Here is a 12255-nt window from a genome sequence, read left to right as displayed (position 1 = left end):
GAAGCATGAAATTCAGGGTTTCATTCACCGCGGCCTTGCTCGCAGCAGCATTGCCGCTGATGTCTCTTCAGGCCGCGCCGTTGCAGGCCGTGCCGGCCGTACAGGCGAGCAATGCCACGCAGGCCACCATGCTGGCCGCCAGCTGGGCCGGGGAGCGCGTGGTTGCCGTGGGCGACCACGGTGTCGTGTTGTTGTCCGACGACCAGGGCAAGCAGTGGCGCCAGGCGAGGTCGGTACCGCTGTCCACGCCATTGACGGGGGTGTCGTTCGTGGATGCCAAGCGCGGGTGGGCGGTGGGCCACTGGGGCGCGATCCTGGCCACCACCGATGGTGGGGAGTCCTGGCAGGTCCAGCGCCTGGCCACCGAAGAAGACCGACCGCTGTTCGCCGTGCACTTCTTCAATGCCCGGCAGGGCGTGGCGGTAGGGCTCTGGTCGTTGGTGCTGACGACCGAGGATGGGGGGCTGACGTGGGCTGAGCAGGCGGTGCAAGCGCCGCCCGGGGCCAAGCGGGCCGACCTCAACCTGATGGGGCTGTTTGCCGACAGCCGCGGCACGCTTTACGCCACGGCCGAGCATGGGCAGGTGCTGCATTCCGAAGACCAGGGGAAGAATTGGCGTTACCTGGATACCGGCTACGAAGGCACCCTGTGGTCAGGCGCGGTACTGGCCGATGGGCGTCTGCTACTGGGTGGCCAGCGCGGTACCTTGTTGCAGGGTTCAGCGGACGGCAAGGGCTTTCGCCGAGTGCCCACGCAAAGCAAGGGCTCTGTCACTTGCGTAGCGGTAGCGGGCTCTCGTGTGCTGGCGGTCGGGTTGGACGGGCTGATGGTGCAGAGCAGTGATGGTGGACACAGTTTCGAGGAAACCCAGTCGGCTGATGGCCTATCGCTGACGGCGGCGCTGTTCAATGCCGATGGCACACCGGTTCTGTTTTCACGTCGTGGGGTAATGCCCTATCGGGAGTGAAGGGCTGGCGCTCAAAGGCCAGGCATCGCAAACCGATGCCTGGCCTGTTTCCTTGCCTGGGCGTTTGGATGGTCGTGGCACCTTCAGGGCCAGGCAAGTCAACGCTGGATGCTAGAGCTGAAGGTAATCCGTCAGGTCTGCGTAGTTATGCTGCCAAAGGCCTGGGCTGCCATTGGGGTATTGGGAGCGGAAACCGAGGATCTTCTGAACGCGTGGAGAAAGCGTGCGCACCAGCTCGAGCGGCACGATCAACGGGTAGGCTTCTTCAGGCGTGATGATCGAAGCCTGCATCGGGATGGTCAGTCCGCGACGGTAATAGTCAGCGGTCACGTTGGCCCCGCCACCGTGAACGACCTTACCGCCGAACAGCACGGCATCACCAGCTTTCAGCAGGGCGGGGATCGTCATCTCTGGGGTTCCGACGTCGTTGAAGTCATCCCAGTCCTGGCTCCCCGGAATCAAGCGCGTGGCGCCGTTTTCCTCGGTGAAATCGGTCAGCGCCAGCATCAGGTTGGTGATGGCGCGTGGCGCATGTTTGTTCATGGCCACGAACGGTTGGTACTGCGCCATGTCGCGGTGCAGCATTTGCGCTTTGTTGCCCGGGCCGATCTCGATCAACTGGGCCGTGGTCAGCCACCAGTCACCGCACTCCGGAGCGAAAAGCACGTTTCCCAGTTCGTGAAAGAGGTCGTCATCGAGGATTTCCTCACGAAAGGTCTTGCTGTGGGTGACGAGGTTGGTGAGCCGTTTGGTCTGATGGCCGTGGAACTCGGCGATCAGCGCGTGCTCATGCTTGGAGCCGGCATCGAGCGCGGCCAAGGGAGCGTCGAGTTCGTTGTTGATCCGCACGACTTGTTCGGGGGTCATGAAGTTGCGAATGATGACCGCTCCTGCTTGGTCGCTCAGCAGCGCAATCTCTTGCGCTGAAGTCGAGCGGGTTACCACGGGCAGGCTTGGCATGGAGTCGCGAGAGGCTGACATTGAGAACACTCCAGATTGAAAGAACGGTTGGCGCAGGCGGGTTGATCCCCCCAACTGCTGGCATCAGGAAACAAACCCGCTTGCCACTGCGCTAAACCCAAAAAAGGGACATGAAGCGTCACGGTGCCTCCTTGTATTTTTTGTTCAGGCAGTGAGTTCATGCTAGGTTTCCACTGGCCTTGAGCCAAGGTACGTACTGCACCATTTACCAGACGATTTTTGAGCGATTTGCACTGATCATGACCAGCACGCCATTCCCCTGGCCACGCCCCTCGGAAGCCGTTCGCGAGCTCATGCGCAAAGGCGCCGAACTCGCTCAGGCGCTGCCGCCCGAGTGGATCGAGCGCCTGAACCAGGCACTGTTTTCTACACCGGAAGATGCCAAGTTGCTGGAGGATCCGGTCATCCTCGCCGCGTGCCGGCGCGCCAATCGGGCAGAGTTGCTGCACTGGGCCAATGCCAATCTGCAGCGCCCTGGGGAGCCGGTGGAGCCCTACGTGTCTGCTGACATGGTGGACACGGCCAGGGAGCTCGCCCGCAGGGGGCTCTCCGAGCTGCTGATGAATGTCGCAAGGTCGACACAGAACGCAGCCTGGGACCTGTGGATGAAGATGGCCTTCAGCCTGACGCAGGATCCCGCGCTGCTCGCGGAGTTCCTGGAGGTCTCGTCGCGGTCGATCTCTACGTTCATCGACAGCAACATGCGTGTGGTGACCCAGATCATCCTCGAAGAAAAGAGCGCCCAGGCCCATGACGACCCTATCGATAAACGCAGCCTCGTCAGCCGGCTGCTCGACGGCAGGGATGTGGACGCCGAGCAATTTGGCAGGCGACTGGGCTACAGCCTGGCTCAGAGGCATCACGCCTGCCTCGTCTGGAGCGAAACCCCGGACGCCGAGATTCGCCCCCTGGAAGATATGGCGCGAGCCCTGGCGCAGCTCACGGGTACGGTAGCGCCTCTGATCGTATTCGCCGGCCCTGCGACCCTGTGGGCCTGGTGCAATGCGGCAAAGCCGCTGGACCTGTACCTTTTGCAAGGTGTCGCTCGACAATTTCCCAAGATACGCGCGGCAATCGGTTCGGCGGGCGCGGGGATGAATGGCTTCCGGCGCTCGCACCTGGAAGCCTTGACCACCCAGCGGTTGATGGGCCGGTTGGCGGGTTCACCTGCCGTTGCCACGATCGATCAGGTGAGGATGGTGTCGCTGATGACCCAAGATGCCCGCGCGGCCAGGCAGTTCGTCTTGAGCACCCTGGGGCGCTTGGCGACCGAGCCCACGGTACTTCAGCATTCGTTGCACGCCTTCCTGGCCAATGGCTGCAACATCACCCAGACCGCCGAGGTACTGGGTACGCATCGCAACACCTTGCTGCGCCGACTGGAGCGCGCCCAGGACCTGCTGCCGGTCCCGCTTGCCGACCATCGCATCCAGATCGCCGCTGCCCTTGAGCTGGTGATCTGGAGTACGCCGCTCGATGGCGACGAGCAATAGCGTTCATTCCCTACCTTTGACGCAATAGCGGCCTCACGGCTGTTGCCCCCCATGCGGGCGCTCAACAGGGCGCCCGCGCTGCAATGCCCTGCAAGAACGCGTTCTCCAGCACCGTTGCACTCTCCCTTGGCGCGCGCCCTCGTTGGCGGGCATCGACCATGCCATGCAACAGCGATACGAACATCTCGGTCAGCAATGCCGCGGTGACATCCGCGCGAAATACACCCTGTCGCTGGCCGCTGAAGAACAATGCATCGAGCCGTTCCAGATAGAACCGCAGGTCGTGCTGCACGCTCATGTGCACAGGGTAACGGGAGGCGAGGAATGCGATCAGTTCACTTTGGGCCAGGTGCGCGTGGATCAACTGACGCAACGCGGCCAGGGGCTCTGTGGAGGCCAACGTATCGCTGTTGTCGAGGATGTGCATCAGCGTGTCTTTGGCGTGCTGTTCGAGCTGGCTATCGAGGTTGTCTCTCGTCCCGCAGTAACGGTGCAAGGTGGCCCGGCTGATGCCCGCCAACGCCGCCAGTTCACCCATGGACGCTCTGGGCCGCAAGGCGGCAGCGGCATAGAGAGCATTCACCAGCTTGGCGGGAAGCGATGAAGGTGGGAAGCCTGAAGTGGTCATGAGGAGTCTTGTTTGATTTTTATGAGACATTATTGACTCATCTGGGTTTGAAAAGTAGCATTCGCCCCGTTTTCAATCAAGGCTCGGGTGAGTGATGGGCAAGACAGGTTCGATAAGAGTGGGCGTACTCGCTGTGGCGATTGCCTTGGCCGGGTGCGAGCCCGCAGCAGAGCAGGACGGTGCAGCCAATGCGAGCTACCCGGTGGAAATCGTGACGTTGGCCTCCGAGCAAGTGACCTTGGCCGCTGAGTTGCCGGGCCGGGTCGAGCCGATGCGCGTCGCAGAGGTGCGGGCGCGGGTGCCGGGTATCGTGTTGCACAAGCGCTTCGAGGAAGGGGCTGACGTCAAGGCGGGGGATGTGCTGTTCCAGATCGACCCGGCGCCGTTCAAGGCCGCCCTGGCCCGCGCCGAGGCCGACCTCGCCCGTGCCCAGGCCGTGCAGCAGGAAGCCCAGGCACGTGTGAAGCGCTATGAGCCGCTGGTCAAGATCGAGGCGGTCAGCCAGCAGGACTTCGACAGCGCCACTGCCGAGTTGCGCAGTGCCCGTGCGGCGGTGCGTTCCGCGCAGGCCGATGTGCAGGCCGCACGCCTTAACCTGGGTTACGCCACTGTCACTGCGCCGATCTCCGGACGCATTGGCCGTGCGCTGGCCACCGAAGGCGCGTTGGTGGGGCAGGGGGATGCGACGCTGATGGCGCGTATCCAGCAACTCGACCCAATCTACATCGACTTCACGCAGTCTGCTGCTGACGCGCTGCGCCTGCGACAAGCGGTGAAGGACGGCGCACTTTCGGCCGACAGCCAGCGCCTGACCGCGCAAGTGGAAGGCACCGATTTCCAGCGCTCGGGCGAGCTCATGTTCACCGATGTGAGTGTGGACCGCGGTACCGGCCAGGTCACCCTGCGTGGGCGTTTCGATAACGCGGACGGCACCCTCTTGCCGGGCATGTATGTGCGCGTGCGCACGCCTCAAGGCACCGACAACCACGCCATCCTGGTCCCCCAGCGTGCGGTCCAGCGAGGCAGTGACGGCCAGGCGCGGGTATTGGTCGCCGCCAATGGCCTCGCTGAGGCACGCGTCGTGCGAACCGGCGTGATGCAGGGCTCGCGCTGGCAGATTACCGAGGGGCTGGAGCCGGGTGATCAGGTGATCGTCGGCAGCCCGGCAGGGTTGGCCCCCGGTATGCCGGTGGCGCCAGTGCAGAAACAAACGGCTGCTGTTCAGTGATGCGAGGAAGTGAGATGTCCAGGTTCTTCATCCATCGCCCGAACTTCGCCTGGGTCGTGGCGTTGTTCATTTCATTGGCGGGCCTGCTGGTGATTCCATCCTTGCCTGTGGCCCAGTACCCCAACGTGGCGCCCCCGCAGATTTCCATCACCGCCTCCTACCCCGGCGCTTCGGCCAAGGTCATGGTGGAGTCGGTGACCAGCATCATCGAACAGTCGCTCAATGGCGCCAAGGGCCTGCTGTACTACGAGTCCACCAACAACTCCAACGGCGTGGCCGAAGTGATGGTGACCTTCGAGCCAGGCACCGACCCGGACATGGCGCAGGTCGATGTGCAGAACCGTTTGAAACAGGCCGAGGCGCGCATGCCTCAGGCGGTGCTGACCCAAGGGCTGAAAGTCGAGCAGGCCAGTTCCGGCTTCCTGCTGATCTACGCCCTGACCAGCACGGCCGGCAACCGTGGCGATACCACGGCCTTGGCCGACTATGCCGCGCGTAACATCAACAACGAACTGCTGCGCGTGCCTGGCGTGGGCAAGCTGCAGTTCTTCGCCTCGGAAGCGGCCATGCGGGTCTGGGTGGACCCGCAGAAACTGGTGGGCTATGGCCTGTCCATCGACGACATCAACACGGCGATTCGCGGCCAGAACGTCCAGGTACCGGCCGGCAGCTTCGGCAGCACGCCGGGCGCCAGCGAGCAGGAGCTGACCGCCACCCTGGCGGTGCATGGCACCCTCGACACGCCGGAGGCTTTCGCCGGCATCGTCCTGCGCGCCAACCCGGATGGCTCCAGCGTGCGTCTGGGGGATGTCGCGCGCATGGCCATCGGTAGCGAGAACTACAACCTGTCGGCACGTCTGAACGGCCACCCGGCGGTGGCCGGCGCGGTGCAGCTGGCGCCGGGCGCCAACGCCATCCAGACCGCGACGCAGGTCAAGGAGCGCTTGGCCGAACTGTCGCAGTTCTTCCCCGAAGGGGTCGAGTATTCGGTGCCGTACGACACCTCGCGCTTCGTCGATGTGGCCATCGAGAAGGTGATCCACACCCTGATCGAAGCCATGGTGCTGGTGTTCCTGGTGATGTTCCTGTTCCTGCAGAACGTCCGCTACACCCTGGTGCCCTCGATCGTGGTACCGGTGTGCCTGCTCGGGACACTGATGATCATGAAGCTGCTCGGCTTCTCGGTGAACATGATGACCATGTTCGGCATGGTGCTGGCCATCGGCATCCTGGTGGACGACGCCATCGTGGTGGTGGAGAACGTCGAGCGCTTGATGGCCGAGGAAGGCCTATCGCCGGTGGAGGCGACCATCAAGGCCATGGGGCAGGTTTCCGGGGCCATTATTGGTATCACCCTGGTGCTGGCGGCGGTATTCCTGCCTTTGGCGTTCATGTCCGGTTCGGTGGGGGTGATCTACCAGCAGTTCTCTGTGTCTCTGGCTGTCTCGATCCTGTTCTCCGGCTTCCTGGCCCTGACCTTCACCCCAGCGCTGTGCGCCACGCTGCTCAAGCCGGTGCCCCATGGCCATCATGAGAAGGGCGGTTTCTTCGGTGCCTTCAACCGTGGCTTTGCCCGTATCACCGAGCGCTATTCGCTGCTCAACAGCGAGCTGGTGGCGCGTGCCGGGCGCTGGATGCTGGCGTATGTCGGCATCCTGGTGGTGCTGGGCTATTCCTACCTGCGTCTACCGGAGGCCTTCGTGCCAGCTGAAGACCTGGGCTACAGCGTCGTCGACGTACAGTTGCCGCCAGGCGCCAGCCGGGTACGCACCGACCACACCGCCGAGACGCTGGAAAAATTCCTGATGTCTCGTGAGGCGGTGGCCAACTCGTTCATCGTCAGCGGCTTCAGTTTCTCGGGCCAGGGCGACAACGCCGCGCTGGCGTTCCCCACCTTCAAGGACTGGTCGCAGCGTGACAAGACGCAATCGGCGGAGGCGGAAACGGCAGCGATCAATGCCCAGTTCGCCGCCAACGGTGACGGCACCATCACCGCGGTCATGCCTCCGCCCATCGACGGCCTGGGCAACTCCGGAGGTTTCGCCCTGCGTCTGATGGACCGTGGCGGCCTTGGCCGTGAAGCACTGCTCGCCGCCCGTGACCAACTGCTGGCCCGTGCCAACGGCAACCCGGTGATTCTCTACGCGATGATGGAAGGCCTGGCCGAGGCGCCGCAGTTGCGCGTGCACATCGACCGGGAAAAAGCCCGAACGCTGGGCGTGAGCTTCGAGGCCATCAACAGCACCTTGGCCACCGCTTTCGGTTCGGCGGTGATCAACGACTTCACCAATGCCGGGCGCCAGCAGCGCGTGGTGGTGCAGGCTGAGCAAGGCGAACGCATGACCCCCGAAAGCGTGCTGCGCCTCTATGCTCCGAATGTCAATGGCGAGCAGGTGCCGTTCAGCGCCTTCGTCACCACCCAGTGGGAAGAGGGGCCGGTGCAACTGGTGCGCTACAACGGCTACCCATCTATCCGCATCGCCGGCGACGCTTCGCCGGGGCACAGTACCGGCCAGGCGATGGCCGAGATGGAGCGCCTGGTCAGCGAGCTGCCGCCGGGTATCGGCTACGCCTGGACGGGCCTTTCCTACCAGGAGAAGGTGTCCAACGGCCAGGCGGCCAGCCTGTTCGCCCTGGCCATTCTGGTGGTGTTCCTGCTGCTGGTGGCGCTGTACGAAAGCTGGGCGATCCCGCTGACAGTCATGTTGATCGTGCCGATTGGTGCCCTGGGTGCGGTGTGGGCGGTGACGCTCACCGGCATGCCCAACGACGTGTACTTCAAGGTCGGCTTGATCACCATCATTGGCCTGGCGGCGAAGAACGCCATCCTCATCGTCGAGTTCGCCAAAGAACTGTGGGAGAAGGGCTATAGCCTGTGCGACGCCGCCATCGAGGCCGCGCGCCTGCGTTTGCGTCCGATCGTGATGACCTCCATGGCGTTCATCCTCGGCGTGGTGCCACTGGCCATCGCCTCCGGCGCGGGAGCCGCCAGCCAGCGCGCCATCGGTACCGGTGTGATCGGCGGCATGCTCAGTGCCACCTTGCTAGGCGTGATGTTCGTGCCGATCTGTTTCGTCTGGGTGCTGACGCTGCTCAAGCGCAAGCCCGCACCTGTGCAACCGGTCGAGGTAGCCAAGTGATGATCACATTCAATCGTGTGCTTCCCTTGGCCCTGGCCTTGACCTTGACCGGTTGCTCCCTGGCGCCCACCTACCAGCGCCCAGAAGCACCGGTGGCGGCCGAGTGGGGCGATGCTGCCGGTCATGCTGGCCGTTCGGTGGAGCAGTTGCAGTGGCAGGCGTTCATCGTCGACCCGGTGCTGCGTCAGCTGATCGCCCGTGCCCTGGACAACAACCGCTCCTTGCGTCAGACCCTGCTCGACATCGAGCAGGCCCGTGCCCAATATCGGATCCAGCGAGCCGACCGGGTGCCGGGGCTGAACGCCAGCGCCGCGGGCAATCGCCAGCACCTGCCGTCGACGCTTTCGAGCGATGGCCGCGAAGGGGTCAGCAGCACCTATCAGGTGGGGTTGTCGCTGCCGGAATACGAAGTGGACCTGTTCGGCCGTGTCAAAAGCCTGAGCGATGCGGCACTGGAACAGTACCTGGCCACCGAGGAAGTCGCGCGTGCCGCGCGCATCGCCCTGATCGCCGAGGTGAGCCAGGCCTACCTGACCTTGGACGGTGCCGAGCGGCGCCAGGCGCTGACCCGCCAGACCTTGGCCAGCCGCGAGGACTCTTTGGCGTTGGTCGGTCAGCGTCGCGCTGCCGGTACGGCCACGGCGCTGGACCATCAGGAGGCGTTGGGGCTGGTCGAGCAGTCTCGTGCCGAACTTGAGGTCACCGTGCGCCAACAACGCCAGGCCTACAATGCGCTGGTGCTGTTGCTGGGCAGCGCCGAAGCGGCCAAGACGATGCCCACTGAGCGCTCGGATGAGCCCATGGTGCTCAATGACATTGCGCCGGGTACACCCTCGGCATTGATCGAGCGTCGCCCCGATATCCTCGCCGCCGAACACCGGCTGCGTGCGCGCAATGCCAATATTGGCGCGGCGCGGGCAGCGTTTTTCCCGCGTATCAGCCTGACCGGCAGCTTTGGGACCGCCAGTGCGCAGATGTCCGGGCTGTTCGACGGAGGCTCGCGTAGCTGGACCTTCATGCCGCAATTGTCGCTGCCGTTGTTCGACGCCGGGCGCAACCGGGCCGGGCTCAGCCTGGCCGAGGCACGCAAGGACTCGGCTGTGGCCGCCTATGAAGGCGCGATCCAGGTGGCCTTCCGCGAAGTGGCCGATGCGCTGGCCGCCACCGACACCCTGCGCCGCGAGCAGGCTGCGCGAAGGGCACTGGCCGATACCAGCCGTGTGACCCTGGCGCTGGCCAAGGCACGTTACGAGGGGGGAGTGGACAACCATTTGCGCTACCTGGACGCCCAGCGCAACAGCTACGTGAACGAAGCGGCCTTCATCGAAGCCAGTACCCAGCGCCAACTGGCGTTGGTCGACCTGTTCCGCGCACTCGGCGGCGGCTGGCCGAGCAAGGGCTGAAATAGCCTCCTTTGGTTGGCATGTCCAGCCACTTGGCCCCAGGGATCAATACCCTGGGGCCTTTTTTTTAAAGCGTACGCAGTCAGGTCAGCGGGCGGGTGCCGCAGCGCCGTCGAGGAACATCAGTTCCAGCGTCTGCACGGACGTCGCGCTGGCCGCTCGCCCGCGTCGTTCGGCATCGACGATGCCGTACACCATGCTCAGGAACATTTCGGTGAAGATCGCCGCGCTGATATCGATACGGAAAGCCCCCGCCTGCTGGCCGCGCAGGAAGAAGGCATCCAGGGCGTCGGCATAGGCCCGCCACGGGCGGTTCGCTTCGCTGTCGTCGAACGAGTCCGGGCGGTACTGGAAGAGCAGGAAGATCATCATTTCGCGATGCTTGAGGTGCTCGACGATGAGGCGATGCAGGGCTGCGGTCGGCTCGCTGCCGTGCAAGTCAGCGTTGCCGATGACCTGGGAGAGGACTTGGTCGCCATAGCGTTCCAGCATGTTCACCAGGTTGTCACGGGTGCCGCAGAAACGGTGCAGGGTCGCCTTGCTCACGCCCGCCGCCTCGGCCAGCTCCTTCAAGGTGGCTCGGGGGTGGACGACGATCGCGTCGGCCAGCGCTTTGAGCAAGCGCTCATCGGTAGGGAGGTGCATCAGAAGATTCCACACTGCATAGTGTGCAGGCATTGTGAAGGAAAACGGCTCATAGGGCACCCATTTGAGTAAATAATGGCTCAACCAAGGCTTGCAGGTCGCAGCCGTGCGGGTCCTTGCTTGCGGGCACCAAGGCACCGCCTCCCTCGGCGTTCCAGGTCGAGGGAGGCGGCGAAGCTCAGGGCAGGGTGAAGAGCACTTTGACCTTGTCATTGACGGCCGAGGTGTCGACATAGCCGATGGCATTCGACTCGCTGCCCACTCTGGCAATCACTGCGGCGTCATCCTCCACGCTCTGCAGTGGTTGCCCCTTGCCCGTGAACACCAGGCCTGACCAGTACGACTTGAGCTGAGATTCGTTCTTGTTGGTCAGCGCGCTGTAGAACCTTTCCTTGGTGGTGTTCCAGCCTTTCTGGTCGAGGCCCTTGAGGCTGGTGTTCTTGCCCAGGAATATGTTGGCCACCTCGGCCTGGGACGGTGCGGCGCTGGCGCTGGCATTCACGATCACGGCCACTTCGGCGCGGGCCAGGGTGCAGGCCGTGGCCAGGGCTGCGGCGAATACTGCGGTGATGAGTGGTTTCATGTGGCGCTCCTTAGAAGACGAAATCGACGCCGACGCTGACGATATCGCCGTCGTAGTTGTGCGAAGGAGTGCCGGCGGCACCGTTGCTGGCCGCGAAGACTGCCTGGTCGAAGGCCTCCTGGGCGTTCTGCACGAAGGTGCCGCGGTAGCCGTTGCCGCGCGTGTCCACCCGCTTGTACTCGCCCTTGAGCACCAAGTTCGGCGCCAGGTTGTAGTTCACGCCGTAGGTCCAGGAGCTCTGGCGGCCAGCGTCTTCGTCGAGCTGAGCGTAAGTGAGGTGGAGCAGCACGTCGCCAAAACGGCGCCCGCCCATGAGGTAGAAGGCATCGATGCTGCCTTGCTGGTCACCTTCGGTGTTGTTGCTGGTCCACTCGTTTGAGGAGACCCAGGTGCCGTTGTCGTACTGGTAACCGATGGATGCGAAGCGGCCTTTCTTGCGGTTCAGGCTCAGGAAGTCGACACGCGTGGGCGCTCCCCCTGGGGCGACCACCGACGCGCTGAGGTCCGTGTCGATGTCTGCTTCGGCATACCCGACGCGCAGCGTGCCGAAGTCGTAGGTTTCCAGGCTGACATTCGCCGCGAAGATCTTCTTGTAGTCGATGTCGTACAGATCATCCATGGCGAACAGGTTGCGCTTGGCGGCTTGGCCGCCTGCCACCTGGAGCGTCACGGAGCCGATGCCGGTGGGCAGGGTGTAGAGGGCATCGGCGCCTTCGTAGTTGCTCAGTTGGACCTGGCTGTAGACCTCATCCGGCAGCCGCAACCAAGGGTGGGTGACGCCGACGTCGAGGGTTTCGGAGTACATGTAGATCGGCAGGCGCAGCCGCCCTGCGCGCAATGTCAGGCCTTCGGTCGCCTTCCAGGAGAGGTAGGCCCATTCCAGGTTGCCTTTCCAGGTGTCCTGTTCCGGCTTGAGGGTGCCCTGCACGGTCATCCCCAGCGTGTCGGTGAGCCCATATTGGAGCTGGCCGCCCAGCCGGGAGAGCTGGTCACCGCGCCAGGCGTCCGTGGTCTGCCCGCTGATGCCGAAGCTCCGTCCTTGACCCTCGCCTCCCAGGTGGGTGAGGCCGGCAGTGCCGAAGCCATTGAATCGATAGTCTCCCTGGTCCAGGGCCATTGCCGGGGTGGTCGCGATAAGGCCTGCGATACCGAGTGCTCTAATGCCTTGCATGCTTCAACTGCTCTT

The 12255-nt window shown here is 63.8% G+C and carries 10 protein-coding genes; 5 read left to right on the top strand and 5 right to left on the bottom strand.

Translation table 11 applies throughout. The annotated features are described in order from the left end of the window. Positions 1-5 precede the first annotated feature (5 nt). The gene (locus tag IRZ56_RS16430) at positions 6-968 is read left to right on the top strand and encodes a WD40/YVTN/BNR-like repeat-containing protein (RefSeq protein WP_196145901.1); all 963 of its coding nucleotides are present in this window, start codon (positions 6-8) and stop codon (positions 966-968) included. A gap of 111 nt (positions 969-1079) precedes the next feature. On the opposite strand, the gene IRZ56_RS16425 is transcribed toward IRZ56_RS16430, so the two are convergent. Further along, positions 1080-1949, bottom strand: a complete 870-nt coding sequence (locus IRZ56_RS16425; protein WP_196145900.1) for a phytanoyl-CoA dioxygenase family protein — start codon at positions 1947-1949, stop codon at positions 1080-1082. A 179-nt stretch (positions 1950-2128) separates the two neighbouring features. Between IRZ56_RS16425 and IRZ56_RS16420 the strand changes: the two genes are divergently transcribed. Beyond that, complete coding sequence (locus IRZ56_RS16420; protein WP_230390415.1) at positions 2129-3442, top strand: PucR family transcriptional regulator; 1314 nt, start codon at positions 2129-2131, stop codon at positions 3440-3442. A gap of 61 nt (positions 3443-3503) precedes the next feature. Here the strand turns inward: IRZ56_RS16420 and IRZ56_RS16415 are convergent, their stop codons facing one another. Beyond that, the gene (locus IRZ56_RS16415; RefSeq protein WP_196145899.1) at positions 3504-4070 is read right to left on the bottom strand and encodes a TetR/AcrR family transcriptional regulator; all 567 of its coding nucleotides are present in this window, start codon (positions 4068-4070) and stop codon (positions 3504-3506) included. A gap of 94 nt (positions 4071-4164) precedes the next feature. Between IRZ56_RS16415 and IRZ56_RS16410 the strand changes: the two genes are divergently transcribed. From IRZ56_RS16410 to IRZ56_RS16400, 3 genes are read left to right on the top strand one after another with little or no spacing between them, the layout of a single operon-like run. Then, positions 4165-5298, top strand: a complete 1134-nt coding sequence (locus IRZ56_RS16410; RefSeq protein ID WP_196145898.1) for a MexC family multidrug efflux RND transporter periplasmic adaptor subunit — start codon at positions 4165-4167, stop codon at positions 5296-5298. Positions 5299-5312: 14 nt separating this feature from the next. Further along, a complete protein-coding gene (locus IRZ56_RS16405; protein WP_196145897.1) occupies positions 5313-8438 on the top strand; it encodes an efflux RND transporter permease subunit in 3126 nt (1041 codons plus the stop codon). Continuing rightward, entirely contained in the window at positions 8438-9841 is a 1404-nt protein-coding gene (locus tag IRZ56_RS16400) for an efflux transporter outer membrane subunit (protein WP_196145896.1), read from the top strand. Before IRZ56_RS16405 ends, IRZ56_RS16400 begins: the two co-directional genes overlap by 1 nt. Before the next feature lie 87 nt (positions 9842-9928). On the opposite strand, the gene IRZ56_RS16395 is transcribed toward IRZ56_RS16400, so the two are convergent. The 3 genes from IRZ56_RS16395 to IRZ56_RS16385 form a co-directional block, all read right to left on the bottom strand. Continuing rightward, positions 9929-10486: a TetR/AcrR family transcriptional regulator gene (locus tag IRZ56_RS16395; RefSeq protein WP_196145895.1), complete on the bottom strand. Its 558-nt coding sequence runs from the start codon at positions 10484-10486 to the stop codon at positions 9929-9931. A 178-nt stretch (positions 10487-10664) separates the two neighbouring features. Further along, on the bottom strand, positions 10665-11069 hold the full coding sequence (locus IRZ56_RS16390) for a phosphate ABC transporter substrate-binding protein (RefSeq protein WP_196145894.1): 405 nt from the start codon (positions 11067-11069) through the stop codon (positions 10665-10667). A gap of 10 nt (positions 11070-11079) precedes the next feature. Next, positions 11080-12240, bottom strand: a complete 1161-nt coding sequence (locus tag IRZ56_RS16385; protein WP_196145893.1) for a porin — start codon at positions 12238-12240, stop codon at positions 11080-11082. Positions 12241-12255: the final 15 nt, after the last annotated feature.

This window comes from Pseudomonas guariconensis (assembly GCF_015680235.1).
Classification (GTDB): Bacteria; Pseudomonadota; Gammaproteobacteria; order Pseudomonadales; family Pseudomonadaceae; genus Aquipseudomonas; species Aquipseudomonas guariconensis_A.
This window is presented reverse-complemented; position numbering and strand designations above follow the sequence as displayed.